18 protein-coding genes are annotated in these 17201 nt (G+C 66.2%); 13 read left to right on the plus strand and 5 right to left on the minus strand.

Features of this window, described 5'->3' with window-relative positions:
* The 3 genes from C7401_RS39465 to queF form a co-directional block, all read left to right on the plus strand.
* On the plus strand, positions 1-630 hold a 630-nt coding region (locus C7401_RS39465; protein ID WP_507763445.1), incomplete at its 5' end, for a threonine ammonia-lyase.
* Positions 631-642: 12 nt separating this feature from the next.
* Positions 643-1575 (plus strand): 5'-nucleotidase, encoded by a 933-nt coding sequence (locus C7401_RS39470; protein ID WP_112177479.1) that lies wholly within the window; start codon positions 643-645, stop codon positions 1573-1575.
* The gene (queF, locus tag C7401_RS39475) at positions 1572-2396 is read left to right on the plus strand and encodes an NADPH-dependent 7-cyano-7-deazaguanine reductase QueF (protein WP_112177480.1); all 825 of its coding nucleotides are present in this window, start codon (positions 1572-1574) and stop codon (positions 2394-2396) included. Before C7401_RS39470 ends, queF begins: the two co-directional genes overlap by 4 nt.
* Before the next feature lie 85 nt (positions 2397-2481).
* Here the strand turns inward: queF and mtgA are convergent, their stop codons facing one another.
* The 5 genes from mtgA to mpl all read right to left on the minus strand — a co-directional run bounded on the left by mtgA (position 2482) and on the right by mpl (position 8499).
* Positions 2482-3225 carry a monofunctional biosynthetic peptidoglycan transglycosylase gene (mtgA, locus tag C7401_RS39480; protein ID WP_373864484.1) on the minus strand — a complete coding sequence of 248 codons (744 nt, stop codon included), beginning with the start codon at positions 3223-3225 and terminating at the stop codon, positions 2482-2484.
* A gap of 66 nt (positions 3226-3291) precedes the next feature.
* A complete protein-coding gene (gene aroE, locus C7401_RS39485) occupies positions 3292-4182 on the minus strand; it encodes a shikimate dehydrogenase (RefSeq protein ID WP_112177482.1) in 891 nt (296 codons plus the stop codon).
* Positions 4179-6305, minus strand: coding sequence for a ribonuclease catalytic domain-containing protein (locus C7401_RS39490; protein ID WP_112177483.1), 2127 nt, complete (start codon positions 6303-6305; stop codon positions 4179-4181). Before C7401_RS39490 ends, aroE begins: the two co-directional genes overlap by 4 nt.
* 80 nt (positions 6306-6385) lie before the next feature.
* Complete coding sequence (locus C7401_RS39495; protein ID WP_112177484.1) at positions 6386-6961, minus strand: YqiA/YcfP family alpha/beta fold hydrolase; 576 nt, start codon at positions 6959-6961, stop codon at positions 6386-6388.
* Positions 6958-8499, minus strand: a complete 1542-nt coding sequence (gene mpl / locus C7401_RS39500) for a UDP-N-acetylmuramate:L-alanyl-gamma-D-glutamyl-meso-diaminopimelate ligase (RefSeq protein WP_373864485.1) — start codon at positions 8497-8499, stop codon at positions 6958-6960. The genes C7401_RS39495 and mpl overlap by 4 nt, the downstream gene beginning before the upstream one ends.
* 81 nt (positions 8500-8580) lie before the next feature.
* Between mpl and C7401_RS39505 the strand changes: the two genes are divergently transcribed.
* The 10 genes from C7401_RS39505 to C7401_RS39550 all read left to right on the plus strand — a co-directional run bounded on the left by C7401_RS39505 (position 8581) and on the right by C7401_RS39550 (position 17048).
* A complete protein-coding gene (locus C7401_RS39505) occupies positions 8581-9225 on the plus strand; it encodes a UDP-N-acetylmuramate--alanine ligase (protein ID WP_112177486.1) in 645 nt (214 codons plus the stop codon).
* Between the two features lie 11 nt (positions 9226-9236).
* Entirely contained in the window at positions 9237-9788 is a 552-nt protein-coding gene (locus C7401_RS39510) for a TlpA family protein disulfide reductase (RefSeq protein ID WP_112177487.1), read from the plus strand.
* 205 nt (positions 9789-9993) lie between these two features.
* On the plus strand, positions 9994-10446 hold the full coding sequence (gene aroQ, locus C7401_RS39515; protein ID WP_112177488.1) for a type II 3-dehydroquinate dehydratase: 453 nt from the start codon (positions 9994-9996) through the stop codon (positions 10444-10446).
* 102 nt (positions 10447-10548) lie between these two features.
* Positions 10549-11016: an acetyl-CoA carboxylase biotin carboxyl carrier protein gene (accB, locus tag C7401_RS39520; RefSeq protein WP_112177489.1), complete on the plus strand. Its 468-nt coding sequence runs from the start codon at positions 10549-10551 to the stop codon at positions 11014-11016.
* A 158-nt stretch (positions 11017-11174) separates the two neighbouring features.
* Positions 11175-12542 (plus strand): acetyl-CoA carboxylase biotin carboxylase subunit, encoded by a 1368-nt coding sequence (accC, locus tag C7401_RS39525; RefSeq protein WP_027794362.1) that lies wholly within the window; start codon positions 11175-11177, stop codon positions 12540-12542.
* Positions 12543-12545: 3 nt separating this feature from the next.
* The gene (gene prmA, locus C7401_RS39530; RefSeq protein ID WP_112177490.1) at positions 12546-13442 is read left to right on the plus strand and encodes a 50S ribosomal protein L11 methyltransferase; all 897 of its coding nucleotides are present in this window, start codon (positions 12546-12548) and stop codon (positions 13440-13442) included.
* A 117-nt stretch (positions 13443-13559) separates the two neighbouring features.
* Positions 13560-14900, plus strand: coding sequence for a zinc-ribbon and DUF3426 domain-containing protein (locus C7401_RS39535; RefSeq protein WP_112177491.1), 1341 nt, complete (start codon positions 13560-13562; stop codon positions 14898-14900).
* A 105-nt stretch (positions 14901-15005) separates the two neighbouring features.
* Positions 15006-15506: a thiol peroxidase gene (tpx, locus tag C7401_RS39540; RefSeq protein WP_112177492.1), complete on the plus strand. Its 501-nt coding sequence runs from the start codon at positions 15006-15008 to the stop codon at positions 15504-15506.
* An 80-nt stretch (positions 15507-15586) separates the two neighbouring features.
* Entirely contained in the window at positions 15587-16528 is a 942-nt protein-coding gene (locus C7401_RS39545; RefSeq protein ID WP_112177493.1) for a carbohydrate kinase family protein, read from the plus strand.
* A gap of 43 nt (positions 16529-16571) precedes the next feature.
* Positions 16572-17048 carry an outer membrane lipoprotein gene (locus C7401_RS39550; RefSeq protein WP_112177494.1) on the plus strand — a complete coding sequence of 159 codons (477 nt, stop codon included), beginning with the start codon at positions 16572-16574 and terminating at the stop codon, positions 17046-17048.
* Positions 17049-17201 lie beyond the last annotated feature (153 nt).

Raw genomic sequence — 17201 nt, forward strand, 5'->3', positions numbered from 1 at the left:
ATCGAAGGCCAGACGCTCGTGGCGATCACTTCGGGCGCGAACATGAACTTCGACCGCATGCGCTTCGTGGCCGAGCGCGCCGAGGTGGGCGAAGCACGCGAAGCCGTGTTCGCGGTGACGATTCCCGAGGAGCGCGGCAGCTTCAGGCGCTTCTGCGAACTGGTCGGCACGCGCAGCGTGACGGAGTTCAACTACCGCATCGACGACGCCGAGCGCGCGCACATCTTCGTGGGCGTGCAGATCCGTAACCGTGGCGAGTCGCAGCAGATCGCCAAAACGTTCGTCGATCACGGCTTTCCGACCGTCGATCTCACCGGCGATGAGCTCTCGAAGCAGCACATCCGCTACATGGTGGGCGGCCGCTCGCCGCTCGCGCACGACGAGCGCCTGTTCCGCTTCGAGTTTCCGGAGCGGCCGGGCGCGCTCATGCGCTTCCTCTCGTCGATGGCACCGAACTGGAATATCAGCCTCTTTCACTACCGCAACCAGGGCGCGGACTACAGCTCGATTCTGGTGGGTATCCAGGTGCCCGCAGCGGAAGACGCCGAGTTCCGCCGCTTCCTCGCCACGCTCGGTTATCCGTACTGGGAAGAGACGAGCAACCCGGCGTATCGGTTGTTCCTCGCGTAACGGGCGGCCATCTTGTCCGTGTCGCTCTCCGACAAGCTCGTCGTCGCCATTTCGTCGCGCGCCCTCTTCGACTTCGAAGAGGAAAACCGCATCTACGAAACCGGCGAGCTGCAAGCCTACGAAGCCCTTCAGCGCGACCGCCTGAACGTGCCCGCGCAACCGGGCGTGGCGTTCGCGCTGATCCGCAAGCTGCTTGCGCTCAACAACGGCGCGCATCACGTGGAAGTGGTGATCCTCTCGCGCAGCGATCCCATCAGCGGCCTGCGCGCGTTCAACTCGTGCCGCGAGCACGGGCTCGACATCCAGCGCGGCGTGTTCACGCGCGGGAGCGAGCCCTGGCATTACCTCAAGCCGCTCAACGCTTCGCTGTTCCTTTCCGCGAACCCGGCCGATGTGAAGAGCGCGCTCGACGCCGGTTTCCCCGCCGCGCGCGTCTTCCCGCGCCTTGACCAAAATTCGGCGACAATGGCGGAACGCAACGCGCACGAGATTCGTATCGCGTTCGACGGCGATGCGGTGCTGTTTTCCGACGAAGCCGAGCAGATCTTCCAGAGCGAAGGCCTTTCCGCCTTCGTGAGCCACGAGCGCGACAACCGCGAACTGCCGCTCGCGCACGGGCCGCTCCAACCGCTGCTCGCGGCGCTCAACCGTCTGCAAAAGCTCGCCGACGCGAACGCGCAAATGCACATTCGCACCGCCCTCGTCACCGCGCGCTCCGCGCCGGCGCACGAGCGCGCAATCCGTACGCTGATGGCCTGGAACATCGAAATCGACGAAGCGATGTTCCTTGGCGGACTCGACAAAGGCCCGTTCCTGCGCGAGTTCGAACCCGATTTTTTCTTCGACGACCAGATCCGCCACTGCGAATCCGCGCGCTCGGTCACGGCCACCGGGCATGTGGCCAGTGGCGTGACCAATCTCGCAACCGAAGCCAAAGCATCATGACTCCCGACCAATCCCCGCTCGGCAAGCCTGCCGCCTACACCGAACAGTACGACGCCTCGCTGCTGTTTCCGATTCCGCGCGCCGGCGCGCGCGAGCAGATCGGCATTGGCGCGCAACTGCCCTTCTTCGGCACCGATATCTGGAACGCCTACGAGCTCTCGTGGCTCAACGCGCGCGGCAAGCCGCAGATCGCGATCGCGACGTTCTTCATTCCCGCCGACTCGCCCAACATCATCGAATCGAAGTCGTTCAAGCTCTATCTGGGCTCGTTCGCGCAAACGCCGTTCGAATCCGCCGACGCGGTGCGCGACACCATCCGGCGCGATGTGACGGCCGCGTGCGGCGCATCGGTTTCGGTGCGGCTGGAGCAGCCGGGCGCGTTCGGCAAGATCCCGTTCGAGGAGTTCGACGGGCTTTCGCTCGATCGACTCGATCTCGACACGGAGATCTATCACCCCGAGCCGACGCTCCTGAAGGCGGCGCTGGACGAAGCGCCGGTGGAGGAAACGCTGGTCTCGAACCTGCTCAAGTCGAATTGCCCGGTCACGGGCCAGCCCGACTGGGGCAGCGTGCAGATCCATTACGTCGGGCCGCAGATCGATCAGGCGGGCCTCTTGCGCTACATCATTTCGTACCGCAATCACACGGGCTTTCACGAGCAGTGCGCCGAGCGCATCTTCATGGACATCCTGCGCGAGTGCAAACCGGACCGGCTCGCCGTCTACGCGCGCTACACGCGGCGCGGCGGCCTCGACATCAATCCGTTTCGCACCAACTTCAACATGCCGATGCCGGATAACGCGCGGCTTGCGCGCCAGTAAGCGTCACATCGCACGCCGTTGAAAGCAGAACGCGCCGCAAAAGCGGCGCGTTTTTCGTTGGCGCTCCAGTTGGCTTCAGTGCGCCTCAATGCGGCAGTTCGGCCGCCCCCATGCGCCGCGCGATGACGGCTGTGCGCTGCGCGAGATACGGCGAGTTGCGATGCTCGTCGAAATACTTGGGACGCGGCAGCATCACCGCGAGCCGCGCGGACTGCCAGGGCGTGAGCTTCGCGGCCGTGGTGCGGTAGTAATAGCGCGCGGCGGCCTGCGCGCCGTACACGCCGTTGCCCCACTCCACCGAATTCAGATAGATCTCAAAGATGCGCTCCTTGTCGAGCAGCGCCTCCAGCATCCACGTGATGATGAGCTCCTGGCCCTTGCGGATATAGCTCTGCTCGCGCGAGAGGAACAGATTGCGCGCGAGCTGCTGCGAGATGGTCGAGCCGCCGGCCACGATATGGCCGCGCTTCTTGTTCTTCTCCCACGCTTGCAGGATGGCGTCGGTTTCGTAGCCGTTGTTATTGGCGAAGTTCGCGTCCTCCGACGCGATGATCGCGCGCTTCAGGTTGCGCGAAATCTGGTCGTACGGCACCCACTGATGCTGGATCGAGAGATCGGGGCGGTCGGCGGAAAGGCGCGCGGCGTCGGTGCGCATGAACGCCGTGGTTTGCGGATCGACGAAATTCCAGAGCGCGATTTGCGCAGCGTAGAAGAGTTGCGTGGCGATCCACGCAACCGCGAACACCGCGACCACCCAGGCAAGCCAGCGCAGCGCGCCTGGCCGCTCGTCGCGAAGTGCGTGGCGGCTGCTGCTGCTCGCCGCCGCCACGGATTTCGCTCCAGGGGCCTCCCTGCGCATGGCGTCGTCTCCTCGGGATCGAGAGGCGCCGGTCGCTTACGCGGCCTGCGCGGCGAGCTGCTCGCGCAGCGCCGCCAGCACCGGCGCGCCCTCGGGACGCACGCCGCGCCACACGAAGAACGACTCGGCGGCCTGCTCGACCAGCATGCCGAGACCGTCGGCCGCGCGCGCGCCGAGTGCTTGCGCGTGGCGCATGAACACGGTGGGTTGCGCGCCGTACATCATGTCGTAGGCAAGCGTGCCCGCGCCGAACGCGCGCTCGTCGCACTCGGGCAACGCGGCGTCGAGGCTGCCCGCCGTCGCGTTGACGATCACGTCGTAGGGTTTGGCATCGACCGGGTCGAGATAGATTGCATGCGGACCGCCGCCGTTGAGCAAGCACCCGAACTCGCCCGCCGCGCCTTCGAACTGCGCGAGGAGCGCATGCGCCTTGGGCGCCGTGCGGTTCACGATGGTGATCTCGCGCGGACGGCGCTCGAGCATCGGCAGCACGACGCCGCGCGCCGCGCCACCCGCGCCGAGCAGCAGCACGCGCGCGCCTTCGAGCGAAACGCCCAGGTTCACCTCGATGTCACGCACGAGGCCGAAGCCGTCGGTGTTGTCGCCGTAGATGCCGTCTTCGTCGAAACGCAGCGTGTTCACCGCACCCGCCGCCGCCGCACGCGGCGACAGCTTGTGTGCAAGCGCATGCGCTTCCAGCTTGAACGGCACGGTCACGTTCAGGCCACGGCCGCCTGCGGCGCGAAACGCCTGCACGTGCTCGACGAAGCCGTCGAGCGGCGCGAGCAAGCGGTCGTATTCGACACGCTCGCCGGTTTGCGCCGCGAATTGCGTGTGGATGTACGGCGACTTGCTGTGCGCCACCGGGTTGCCGACCACGGCGTAGCGGTCGGCCTGCTGGCCGGTGCGTGTTTCGCTGGCGCTCATTCGCGCGGCTCCGTTGCGTGCTGTTCGCTCGATTGTTCTTCCGCGGCAGGCGCTTCGCCGGCTTCATCGTCTGCGGCTTCGTCCGCTTCGGCGACGGCTTCCGCTTCGCTTTGTGCGGACTCGTCGGCGGCTTCGATCAGCTCTTCGTCTTCACCCGCGTCTTCTTCGGCTTGCTCGCCGCTCGTCACGACCGGCGCGTCGAGCACGCGCAGCATGCGCACGGAGGCCTCGATGGTCAGCTCGTCGATCGACAGCACGTCCATCATCAGGCGCGTGCCACGCGCGTGCACGCCAAGCGCGGGCACGTGCATGAGCAGCGGCACTTCCTCGAAGCGCACGAGATCGTCCTTCACCACGCTCGCCGGGAATTCACGGCGCGGCTCGCGGCCGTCTTCACCGCGCATTTCCTGCTGGAGCCAGCGCAGGCACCAGAAGTACTCCATGCGGCGCTGGTGATCGGCGTAAGCGGTGTAGGTTTCGTCGAAGCCCTGCACGACGGCGAAGAGATCGGCGTCCTTGGGCTTGAACGGCGCGACGAGCTTGGCGGCCACGCCATGCTCCACGCACGCGAGCAGCTGCCACTGGTTCACGAGGTCCACGTAGCGGCGCAGCGGCGAGGTGCTCCACGCATATTGCGCGACGCCCAGCCCTTCGTGCGGCGCGGCGTTGGTCTGCATGCGCGTGCGCTTGGGGCCCGTGGGCGCGCCGAACGCGCGCTGCGAGCGATAGATGCCCGGCACGCCATGATCGTGCAGGAAGGCGCCCCACGTGGAGTTCGCGAGAATCGCCAGTTCCGCGACGATCAGGTCGAGCGGCGAGCCACGGCGGCGCGGCGAAATGGTGACATGCTCGCCTTCCACGTAGAAGTTGAAGTCGGTGTTGCGCTGGACTTCGCGGCGCAGGCCGTAGCCCGCGCGCGCCTGCTGGCGCTTCTCGAACAGCGCCTGCGCGAACGGCCACAGCACGGCGATGTCGTCCTTGTGCGCATACTCGCCGGTGCCCGCCGCGAGCGTCTCTTCGGTCACGACTTCGTCGAGCGTGTTGTGGCGCAGGTTGCTCTTCACGAACACGCGCTCGGCGCGCGTTTCGGTCGCGACGATCTCCTGCGTCTCGCGGTTCACGATGCAGTAGAGCGAGAGCGCCGGGCGCAGGCCGCCTTCCTTGAGCGTGAACGCGTCGACGAAATCGTCGGGCAGCATCGTGATCTTGTCGCCGGGCATGTAGACCGTCGAAAGGCGCGTGCGCGCGATCGTGTCGGCCGTGTCGCCGCGCTGGATGCCCAGCGCCGGCGCCGCGATGTGAACGCCGATGCGCACGCGGCCGTCGGCCAGGTGCTCGATCGAGAACGCATCGTCGATTTCGGTCGTGGTGACGTCGTCGATCGAGAACGCCTGCACGTGCTCGGCGGCGTCGGGCAGATCCTCGGGCAGCGTACCCACTTCAACGGGCGGGAAGCCCGTGCCGTGCGGGAAGAAGTCCGCGAGAAAGCGCGCTTCGTGCAGCGCGCGCGGCGAAGCGATGCCGCCGCATTCGAGCATGAGGCGCGGCATCGAAATGCCGCGCGCGGCCGCCGCCGCTTCGAGCGCCTTGTATTCGATCGAGTTCTTGTCGGGCTTCGTGAGCAGGCCAAGCGCCTTGCCCTTGAACGCCTCGGGCAGCTTGCCCGCCTTCAGCTCCTCTTCGTAGCCCGCCTGCACGAGCGCCTGCTGACGCTTGCGCTCGAGCGAGGCGAGCGCCATCTTGAGCTGCTCTTCGGGCGCGCGCTGATACTGGCCGCGGCCCTTGCGGCGGAAGTACACGGGCGAACCGTGCAGGCGCAGCACGAGCGCGGCGCGCTCGACGGGGCCGTAGGTTTCGCCGAAGTACTCGCTCGCGAGCGCGGTATAGGCGAACTCGTCGGCGGGCGCGCACTCCCACAGGAAATCGAGATCGATCTCCTGGGCGGCGGCGTCCGCCTGTTCCAGCAATTCGCTCGCAGCCGGCTTCTCGAACTCGATCAACACGTCCTTCGCGCGCACCTTCGCGCGCCGGCCGCCCGGCAGCTCGACCTGAAACGCATCGCCCTGGCGCGACAGCACGCTGCCGGCCTTGAAACTGCCCGATTCCTCAAAGAAAACGTTCACTCAATACTCTCGTTCAGACTTGCTTCGACCGCCGGCGCGGCGCGCAGGCGGTGCTGTATACATATAGGCGTTCGCACGCATCAAGGCGCGTCGCAGAAACGGATCACTTCGTCGACGTAATCTGCAAACTCGCTGATGCCATGATCGCTGCCTTCGATCAGGTGTGTGGACACACCCGGATAGTGCGCGAGCATCTCGCGGTAATCGAGCACTTCGTCGCCGGTCGCGGCGATCAGATAGTAGCGCGCGGGCTGCGTCACCGTCGTCACGGCCAGTGCGCGCAATTCTTCCAGATGACGCGGCTCGACGACGATGCTGCCGCCGCCGTGCCAGAGCGGCTGCTCGCCGAGATACTTCGACAGATCGCGCTCGGGCACCACGGCGGGGTTCAGCAGCGCCGCGCGCCAGCCGTGCTTTTGCGCGAGATGCGTGGCGAAGTAACCGCCGAGCGAGCTGCCGATGAGCGTCACGCGCTCGCCGGGCTTCAGGCGCTCGCCAATCTCGCGTTCGGTAAGCGCGATGGCTTCCTGCGGCGAGACCGGCAGTGTCGGGCAAAGCCATTCGCTGCCGCGGCCCAGTTCGGCGAGGCGCGCGGCCAGCAGGCGCGCCTTGAACGACTGCGGCGACGAGCGAAAACCGTGCAGATAGACGATCACGCTGCGCTCCGTGCCGAAAGGGCATCGAGCAGCTTTTGATGCACGCCGCCAAAGCCGCCGTTGCTCATCACGAGCACCTGGTCGCCGGGGCGCGCGGCCGCGACGACGGCCTTCACGAGCGCTTCGAGATCGTGAAACGCGCGCGCCTTGTCGCCGAGCGGCGCGAGCGCGCCCGCGAGATCCCAACCCAGCGCGTCCTTGCCGCTCGGTGCGCCGTAGCCGAACACGAGGTCGGCGCCGGCGAGACTGGCGGGCAGTTGGGCCTTCATCACGCCGAGCTTCATCGTGTTCGAGCGCGGCTCCAGCACGGCGAGGATGCGGGTGTTTTCGTGACCTACGCGCGTGCGCAATCCGGCGATGGTCGTTTCGATGGCCGTGGGATGGTGCGCAAAGTCGTCGTAGACGGTCACGCCGTCCACGCTGCCGCGCACTTCCATGCGGCGCTTCACGTTGCGGAAGCTGGCGAGCGACTGAGCGGCCTGCGCGGGCGGCACGCCCACGCTGCGCGCGGCGGCGATGGCCGCGAGCGCGTTCAGGCGGTTGTGCTCGCCCTGGATCTGCCAGTCCACCACGCCCACGCGCTCGCTGTTGTGATACACGGCGAAGCGCTCGTCGATCGCCACGCCCTCTTCGGCGGGCAGCGCCTGCCAGCCGCCATCCACGCCGAAGCGCTCGACCTCGCTCCACACGCCGCGCGTGAGCACACGCTCCAGCGCGTCCGAGCGGCCGTTCGTGACGACGCGGCCCACGCCCGGAATCGTGCGCACGAGGTGATGGAACTGCGTTTCGATCGCGGCGAGATCGGGGAAGATGTCGGCGTGATCGAATTCGAGATTGTTGAGCAGCGCCGTGCGCGGACGGTAATGGACGAACTTCGAGCGCTTGTCGAAGAACGCCGTGTCGTATTCGTCGGCTTCGATCACGAAGAAGCTCGAATCGGTGAGACGCGCCGAGATGCCGAAGTTCAGCGGCACGCCGCCGATCAGGAAGCCGGGGTTCAGGCCCGCGTCTTCGAGCAGCCACGCGAGCATCGAGCTCGTGGTGGTCTTGCCGTGCGTGCCCGCCACCGCGAGCACCCACTTGTCGTGCAGCACGTGCTCGCCGAGCCACTGCGGACCCGACGTATACGGCAGGCCGCGATTGAGGATCTCCTCCATCAGCGGATTGCCGCGCGTAACCACGTTGCCGATCACATAGAGGTCGGGATTGAGCTCGACCTGGCTTGCGTCGTAACCCTCGATGAGGCGAATGCCCTGCGCTTCGAGCTGGGTGCTCATCGGCGGATACACGCCCGCGTCGCAGCCGGTCACCGTGTGACCCGCGCTGCGCGCGAGCACGGCGAGTCCGCCCATGAACGTGCCGCAGATGCCGAGGATATGGATGTGCATGAGCCTGTCGCGCCGCGCGGGCGTCGTGAACGGGTTATCGGAATGGGGAAGCCGGGACGGCGGCCTTGTCGCGTGTTGCGAGCGTCCTGCGCCGTCGGAGCAAAGACCGGTATTGTACCCGAGGCCCCGGCCCGGATTGGCTCGCGCCAGGCCCGCCCGGCTCCCGACGCGCGCGAAGCGCGCAGCCGGCGACCGCCGGGTACCCAGGGCGATCTCTAGTATCATGGAAGGATGGTTCGCAGATCACATTTCGATCCTCAGCGCGTGCGCGAGGAAATCGCCATCGCCGCAGCAAGGATGATCGCCGAGGACGGCCTCGATTACGCCACCGCCAAACGCAAGGCAGCCCGGCAGGTGGTGGGGGAAACACGCATCGAAGGCACATGGTTGCCCGATAACGACCAGATCGAGGAAGAGATCCGCGAGTATCAGGCCCTCTTTCAGAGCGACAGCCAGCCCGCGGTGCTGCGCCGCCTGCGCGAAATCGCGCTCGAATGGATGCAGCGGCTCGAAGCGTTCAATCCGTTCCTGACCGGCGCGGTGCTCAACGGGACGGCGGGCGAGCACTCCGATATCCATCTGCAAATTTTTTGCGACAACTCGAAGGATGTCGCGATCTGGCTCCTGAATGCGAACGTGCAGTACGACGTATCGGAAACACGCCATTTCGCGGCGCGCGGCCTCGTGGAGACGCTCAGCTTCATGTGGCGGCCCTCGCGTGCCGAGGAGCCGGTGGGCATACACGTTGCGCTCTACAATACGGACGACTTGCGCGGCGCCGTGCGCGCCGACGGACGTGGGAGGCTCCCACGCGCCAATGCGCAGGCTCTCCAGGCGCTGATCGAGAAGACCGGCGCCACTTCTTCCACAACCTGAAAACGGCAGCGATGAATACGAAGCGGATTCTGGCCGGCGTGGCAGTGGCGGCGATCGCCGCGGGCGGCGGCATACTGGCCGGGCACTGGGCAACCAGCGGAAGCGCCGGCGTGGCCGACGCGGCCTCGGTGAGCGGCAAGCAGAACGCGGTCGGCCAGCTCTGGTCGGCGGCGGTCACGAACCCTGAGGGCAAGCCGCAATCGCTCGCCATCTACAAGGGCCGGCCGATCGTGGTCAACTTCTGGGCCTCCTGGTGCGGCCCGTGCGTGGAAGAAATGCCGGAGTTGTCCGCGCTTCAGCGCGAGTACGCCAAAAAGGGCATTCAGTTCGTCGGCGTGGGCGTCGACTCCACCACGAACATCAAGAATTTCCTGAAGAAAGTCCCCGTCGACTATCCGATCTATATCGCCGGTTTTGGCGGCGCGGACGTCGCGCGCGCGTTCGGCAACACCGCGGGCGGCTTGCCTTACACCGTCGTAATCGACGCGAACGGCGCCGTTCGTGCGACAAAATTAGGACAAATCAAGCCCGACGAGCTGCGACGCACGCTGGACGCGCTTTGACGCAGGGGAACCGCAGTGGAACTTTTGACCCGAGCTTAAGCGCCGTAAGGCACTTTTTGCCGTGAGAATTACGTCTTTTGACTGAAGATCGGACCAGACGCGCGCCGCGAGGCGTAGTCGGGGCCATATCACCTTATCGGAAAACTAGACAAATTTCTCTAATCGGCGCTAAAGTTCGCGCAACTCCACGGAAAAAGAAGCGACCATGACGCGACTGCTGGTTCTGCACGGCCCCAACCTCAATCTTCTCGGCACCCGGGAACCGGAGGTGTATGGGCGCGTGACGCTGCCGCAGATCGATCAGGCGCTCTCGGACCGTGCGGCGGACGCCGGCGTGGAGCTCGCAACGTTCCAGAGCAACCACGAAGGCGCGCTGGTCGACCGCATTCAGGCGGCCCGCACCGAGCAAACCGACTTCATTCTGATCAACCCGGCCGCGTACACGCACACGAGCGTCGCGATCCGGGACGCGCTGGCAGGCGTCGGCATTCCGTTCGTCGAGATTCACCTGTCGAACGTGCATCGCCGTGAGTCCTTCCGGCACCATTCGTATTTTTCCGACCAGGCCGAAGGCGTGATCTGCGGCCTCGGCTGGAAGGGTTATCTCTACGCGCTCGAATACGCGCTCGACCGGCTCGCTGCCCGGTCGGCCGCCTGATTCCGGCGCGGGATGACCGTCAACGCCTAGACAATACCCAACCCGTGCCGGGGACGCGTGCGTCCCGGCACCTCACGTATTCAAAGCATAAGGGGCTGCACCATGGATCTACGTAAGCTGAAGACTCTGATCGACCTCGTCTCCGAATCGGGCATCTCGGAGCTCGAAGTGACCGAGGGTGAAGGCAAGGTGCGCATCGTCAAGAACGCGCCGCCCGTTTACGTGCAGCCGGGCCCCGCGCAATATGCAGCGCCGATGGCCGGTGCCCCGCTCGCCGCGCCCGCCCATGTCGGCGAACCCGCCGCAGCGGCCCCTGCCGCGCCCGCCGCGCCGCAAGGCCACGTCGTGACCTCGCCGATGGTGGGCACGTTCTACCGCGCGCCGTCGCCGGGCGCCGACCCGTTCGTCCAGGTTGGCGACACGGTCAAGGAAGGCCAGACGCTGTGCATCATCGAAGCGATGAAGCTCCTGAACGAGATCGAGTCGGACGTCGCCGGCGTGGTCAAGGAAGTCCTCGTCGAGAACGGTCAGGCGGTCGAATACGGCCAGCCGCTCTACGTGATCGCCTAAGCTTTTCTGCGCGCGGCGGCGGCCTTTCTTTTACTGGCCGAGCCGCGTTTGTCGCGTTTGTAGCGTTTGGCGCCCCATGCTGGCGACGCACGCGACCGATCCTCTGAGGTGTCCGCACAAGCAACTAGCGGCGCCCTTTGATGAGTCGAATACCCACCATGTTTGAAAAAATCCTCATTGCCAATCGTGGCGAAATCGCGCTCCGCATCCAGCGCGCGTGCCGCGAACTCGGCGTCAAGACGGTCGTCGTCTATTCGGAAGCCGACAAGGAAGCCAAGTACGTGAAGCTCGCCGACGAGGCGGTCTGCATCGGCCCGGCGCCTTCGAACCTGAGCTATCTGAATATGCCGGCGCTCATCAGCGCGGCCGAAGTCACCGACGCCGAAGCGATCCACCCCGGCTACGGCTTCCTCTCCGAGAACGCCGACTTCGCCGAACGTGTCGAGCAGTCGGGCTTCACGTTCATTGGCCCGCGCCCGGAAACGATCCGCATGATGGGCGACAAGGTCACGGCGAAGCAGACCATGATCAAGACCGGCGTGCCCTGCGTGCCGGGCTCGGAAGGCGCACTGCCCGACGATCCGAAAGAAATCGTGAAGATCGCGCGCACGATCGGCTACCCCGTCATCATCAAGGCCTCGGGTGGCGGCGGCGGTCGCGGCATGCGCGTCGTGCACACGGAAGCGGCGCTCGTGAACGCGGTGAACATGACCAAGGAAGAAGCGGGCCGCGCGTTCGGCAACCCGCAGGTCTACATGGAGAAGTACCTCGAGAATCCGCGTCACATCGAGATTCAGGTGCTCTCCGACTCGTTCAAGAACGCCGTGTGGCTCGGCGAGCGCGACTGCTCCATGCAGCGCCGCCACCAGAAGGTGATCGAGGAAGCGCCGGCGCCGGGCATCGCGCGCCGCCTGCTCGATCGCATTGGCGACCGTTGTGCCGACGCGTGCAAGAAGATGGGCTACCTCGGCGCGGGCACGTTCGAGTTTCTGTACGAAAACGGCGAGTTCTACTTCATCGAAATGAACACGCGCGTGCAGGTCGAGCACCCGGTCACCGAACTGATCACGGGCATCGACATCGTGCAGGAGCAGATCCGCATCGCCGCGGGCGAAAAGCTCTCGTTCCGCCAGCGCGACATCCAGTTGAAGGGCCACGCGATCGAGTGCCGTATCAACGCGGAAGATCCGTTCAAGTTCACGCCGTCGCCGGGCCGCCTCACGTCGTGGCACATGCCGGGTGGTCCTGGCGTGCGCGTCGACTCGCATGCCTACAATGGCTATTTCGTGCCGCCGAACTATGATTCGATGATCGGCAAGCTGATCACCTACGGCGCCACGCGCGAGCAGGCCATTCAGCGCATGCGCATCGCGCTCTCGGAAATGGTGGTTGAAGGCATTTCGACCAACATCCCGCTGCACCGCGAGCTGATGCTCGACGCGAAGTTTGTCGAGGGCGGCACGAGCATTCACTACCTCGAAAGCCGCCTGGCCGAACGTCAGGCAGTGAAGAAGGACGAAGCGTAATTCATGAGCTACCGGGAACTGATCGTCGAGCTGGACCGCAATCGCGCCGAGGCGCTCTCCGACGCACTGATCGAGCTCGGCGCCCTTTCGGTGTCGGTGGAAGACGCCGACGCCGACACGCCCGACGAGCAACCGCTCTTCGGCGAACCGGGCCTCACGCCCGAGCGCACCGCGTGGCAGCATTCGCGCGTGATTGCGCTGATCGGCGCCGATCAGGATCCCGCCGTGCTGCTCGCGGCCGCTTCGAACGAACTGGCCCTGCCCGAGACGCCGAAGTATTCGCTGCGCGAAGTCGAGGAGCAGGACTGGGTACGCTTGACGCAATCGCAGTTCGACCCGATCCAGATCGGCGAGCGCATCTGGGTCGTGCCTTCGTGGCACGACGCCCCCGACCCGAGCGCGCTCGTGCTCGAACTCGACCCCGGTCTTGCATTCGGCACGGGCAGCCATCCCACCACGCGTTTGTGCATGGAGTGGCTCGAACAGCACGTCAAGCCGGGCAATTCGTTGCTCGACTACGGCTGCGGCTCGGGCATTCTCGCGATTCTTGCGAAGAAGTGCGGTGCGAATCCCGTGATCGGCATCGACATCGATCCGCAGGCCGTCGAATCGGCGCGTCACAACAGTGAGCGCAATCACGCGGAGGTCACCTATGGCCTGCCCGACGATTGCCCCGCCGGCGAGTTCGACATCGTCGTCGCCAACATTCTTTCGAATCCGCTCAAGCTGATGGCCTCGATGCTCTCCTCGCGCGTGAAGCCGGGCGGGCGCATCGCGCTCTCGGGCATCCTCGCGCGCCAGGCCGAGGAAGTGGCGCAGGTCTACGCAAGCTGGATCGATATCTCGGTCTGGCGCGAGCACGAAGGCTGGGTCTGCCTCGCAGGCACGCGCCGCGCGTGATGCCGGGCCGGGCCTGATCGTGCCCCAGCCGGGACGACCGAAGTCGTTGACCGCCGTGGATTGCCAGTAGAATGCGGATATCGCCAACCTACCGGTCTATCCAGATCCTCGGCCCACATGCATCTGGCAACGCGCTGTCCCTTCTGTGAAACCGTATTCCGCATCCAGCCCACGCAGCTTGCCGTGCGGCGCGGCCTCGTGCGTTGCGGACATTGCCAGGAAGCGTTCGATGCGTCGGGCAGTCTTTACGAGGTGCCCGAAGGCGCTGACTTCTCGACCGCCGTACCGGTCGCCGCGGAGATCGCGGCCAGCCTGACCGCGCCTGCGGCAGCGGACTTCGGTTCACAATTTGCAGCACAGCCGGACACGCCGCCCGCGGCTGCCGTACCGCCTCAGGAGCCGCCGCCGGAACTGCGCCCCACGCCCAATTTCGCGAATCGCGCGTGGGACCCGTGGGCACCGCCCGCGAACAGCCAGATCGATCCCCGCCTGAAGTACAGCGCCGACCAACTGCCGGGCGGCGGCCGAGCGCCGGCCGCCACGCCGGGCGTCACGCGCGGCGTCGAGTCGCAAATCATCTTCGACGACGAACCAGCGTTCGCGCGCACGCCGCATGAAGCACCGGGTGCGCCTGCGCTCGCCGTCGATGCAACCGCCACCGCAGCACCGCCGCCCACGCCACCCGCGCCACCCGTGACGCCGGCGGCCCCGCAGCAACCCCAGGCCGCCGAGCCCTTCCCGCCCGCCGAACGCTGGACGCGCGTGGAGCCGGATCTCGGCGCGCCCGCTCACACCGAGCCGCACTTTTCGGCCAACGAAGCAACGGCGGCCCGCGCCAGCGACCCGGAACCCACGTTCGGCCAGCCCGCTCGTGAAGCCGCGCCCGAGCCGGCCTTCAGCGCACTCTCGCCCAACGAAGGCGCCGCACCGTTCGCCGTCACGCGCGAAGCACCGGCCCGCCCGCGCGGCTCGCGCCGCCCTGGCTGGCGCATTCTCGGCACGCTCCTCGCCATCCTGCTGTTCGCACTGCTCATCGTGCAGCTTGCCTGGTGGCAACGCGAAACGGTGATGGTCTACTGGCCCGACTCGCAGTCGCTCTATCAGCAGGCGTGCGAGCAGATCGGCTGCCGCGTGACGCCGCCGCGCGACATCGACGGCCTGCTCGTCGAGCCATCCGACCTGCGCCAGGTCGACAACGAGCCGCATCATCTCGAACTGAAGGTGCCGCTGCGCAACCGCTTCAACGTGGCGCTCGCCTACCCCGCCATCGAGCTCACGCTGCTCGACCGGCAGAACAACATCGTCGTGCGGCGCGTGATGTGGCCGCAGGACTACGTCACACCCGGCACGCCCATCGAAGCCGGTCTGCCCGCACGCACCACGCAGACGATGATCGTGCGGCTCGACACCGGCGACGTCGTGGCATCGAATTTCCGCATCGAAATTTTCTACCCCTGATTCACCGTCTGTTCGCGGGCGCACCGGCGTGCCCCGCGTGTTTCCCGGCGTCCGGCACGGCCGGTCGCGCCATTCACCACAACATGCATTTCCGGAGAGCACATCATGAGTCAAGTCACGCTAGGCGGTAACCCGATCGACGTCGCCGGCACGTTCCCGAGCGTCGGCCAGAAGGCCCCGGCGTTCTCGCTCGTCGGCAAGGATCTCAAGCCGGTCTCGCTCGCCGACTTCGCCGGCAAGCGCAAGGTGCTGAACATCGTGCCGAGCCTCGACACGCCGGTTTGCGCCACGTCCACGCGCAAGTTCAACGAAGCCGCGGCCAAGCTCGACAACACGGCTGTCGTCGTGATCTCGGGCGACCTGCCGTTCGCCGCCGCGCGCTTTTGCACGACCGAAGGCATCGCGAACGTCACGACGGCCTCGACCTTCCGCGGTCATGACTTCGCCCAGGCCTATGGCGTGGACGTCACGAGCGGCCCGCTCACGGGCCTGACCGCACGCGCGGTCGTCGTGCTCGACGCGAACGACAACGTCGTCTACGCCGAGCGCGTCAGCGAGATCAAGAACGAACCGAACTACGACGCCGCACTCGCCGCGCTGAAGTAATCCGGCAGCGGCGCGCGCCCCGCACCTCCGGGGCCGGCGCGCCGCGCCCTCTCCTACCACGCCCTACAGGAATTTCCGCCTTGGCTACGCTGATCTGCGGCTCGCTCGCCTACGACAACATCATGACCTTCGAAGGTCGCTTCCGCGAGCACATCCTGCCCGAGCAGGTGCACATCCTGAACGTGAGCTTCCTCGTGCCGACGATGCGCCGCGAGTTCGGCGGCTGTGCCGGCAATATCGCGTACGCGCTGCACCTGCTCGGCGGCGACGCGCGCATCATGGCAACGCTCGGCGCGGCCGACGCGCAACCGTACATCGATCGTCTCGACACGCTCGGCCTCAACAAGGCGCACGTGCGCGTGCTGCCCGACACGTGGTCCGCGCAGGCGATGATCACGACCGATCTCGAAAACAACCAGATCACCGCGTTCCACCCGGGCGCGATGATGCAATCGCATTTGAACCGCGCCGACGAAGCGCCGGGCGTGAAGCTCGGCATCGTCGCGCCGGACGGCTTCGACGGCATGGTCCAGCACGTCGAGCAATTCGCGAAGGCCGGCATCCCGTTCGTCTTTGATCCGGGTCAGGGTCTGCCGCTCTTCGATGGTGCGTCGCTGCGCCGCGCGATTGAACTTGCGACCTACGTTGCGGTCAACGATTACGAAGCCAACCTTGTGAGCCATCGTACGGGCTGGTCGTTCGAAGAAATTGCCAGCCATGTCGACGCGCTGATCATCACGCGCGGCGAGCACGGCTCGCAGATCTTCCACGGCGGCAAGATCGAGGAGATTCCTCCGGTCAAGGCCGCTCAGGTGCTCGACCCGACCGGCTGCGGCGACGCGTTCCGCGGCGGCCTGCTCTACGGCATCGAGAACGGCCTCGACTGGGCGACCACGGGACGTCTCGCCAGCCTGATGGGCGCGCTCAAGATCGAACAGCAAGGACCGCAGAACTACGCGCCCACGCGGGCGCAGATCAACGAAAGGTTCAAGGAGGCATTCGGTTACGAATTGCCGGCCTGAACGCGGGAGCCGCACACGAGCGGCGCCCATTGGAGCTACGGGAATGAAAATAACAAGTCGTCTGATTGTTGCAGCCGCGATCGCGGGGTCGCTCGCCATGTCGGGCTGTGCCTATAACAGCAGTTCCGCCGATGTGTACACGGCCTCGCAGGCGCAGCGCGAGCAAACCGTGCGCATGGGCACCGTCGAAAGCGTGCGCGCGGTGAAGATCAGCTCGAACAACGGCCAGCCTAGCGGCCTGGGCGCCATCGGCGGCGGCGCGCTCGGCGCCGTGGCCGGCAGTTCGATCGGCGGCGGCACGGGCTCGATCGTCACCGGCATCATCGGCGGCATCGCGGGCGCCGTGGCGGGCAACGCGGTAGAAAACGGCGTGGCCATGCGCGACGGCCTCGAAGTCACCGTGCGCCTCGACAACGGCGACTATCGCGCCATCACTCAAACGGCGACCGGCGAAGTCTTCAACGCCGGCGACCGCGTGCGGCTGCTCTCCAGCGGCGGCGTCACGCGCGTCACGCACTAAAGCTTTCCCCTGTACCGCAGCGGCGCCTGGCGCCGGATGCGGAACCTCAGGCGCATGTGCTCCCCTGTGCATGCGCCTTTTTTCATGCCCGCGCGCTACGGCACACTCGTCGCGCCAACGCGTACGAAGTCCGGACGAAAAAAATCCCGTCGC

This window comes from Paraburkholderia unamae (assembly GCF_003268775.1).
GTDB lineage: Bacteria > Pseudomonadota > Gammaproteobacteria > Burkholderiales > Burkholderiaceae > Paraburkholderia > Paraburkholderia unamae.

Excerpts from the sequence above, each read along its gene's own strand:
- queF (WP_112177480.1), top strand. The coding sequence starts at position 1,572 with ATGACTCCCGACCAATCCCCGCTCGGCAAGCCTGCCGCCTACACCGAA.
- aroE (WP_112177482.1), bottom strand. The coding sequence starts at position 4,182 with ATGAGCGCCAGCGAAACACGCACCGGCCAGCAGGCCGACCGCTACGCC.
- C7401_RS39505 (WP_112177486.1), top strand. The coding sequence starts at position 8,581 with ATGGTTCGCAGATCACATTTCGATCCTCAGCGCGTGCGCGAGGAAATC.
- C7401_RS39510 (WP_112177487.1), top strand. The coding sequence starts at position 9,237 with ATGAATACGAAGCGGATTCTGGCCGGCGTGGCAGTGGCGGCGATCGCC.
- aroQ (WP_112177488.1), top strand. The coding sequence starts at position 9,994 with ATGACGCGACTGCTGGTTCTGCACGGCCCCAACCTCAATCTTCTCGGC.
- accB (WP_112177489.1), top strand. The coding sequence starts at position 10,549 with ATGGATCTACGTAAGCTGAAGACTCTGATCGACCTCGTCTCCGAATCG.
- accC (WP_027794362.1), top strand. The coding sequence starts at position 11,175 with ATGTTTGAAAAAATCCTCATTGCCAATCGTGGCGAAATCGCGCTCCGC.
- prmA (WP_112177490.1), top strand. The coding sequence starts at position 12,546 with ATGAGCTACCGGGAACTGATCGTCGAGCTGGACCGCAATCGCGCCGAG.
- C7401_RS39535 (WP_112177491.1), top strand. The coding sequence starts at position 13,560 with ATGCATCTGGCAACGCGCTGTCCCTTCTGTGAAACCGTATTCCGCATC.
- tpx (WP_112177492.1), top strand. The coding sequence starts at position 15,006 with ATGAGTCAAGTCACGCTAGGCGGTAACCCGATCGACGTCGCCGGCACG.
- C7401_RS39550 (WP_112177494.1), top strand. The coding sequence starts at position 16,572 with ATGAAAATAACAAGTCGTCTGATTGTTGCAGCCGCGATCGCGGGGTCG.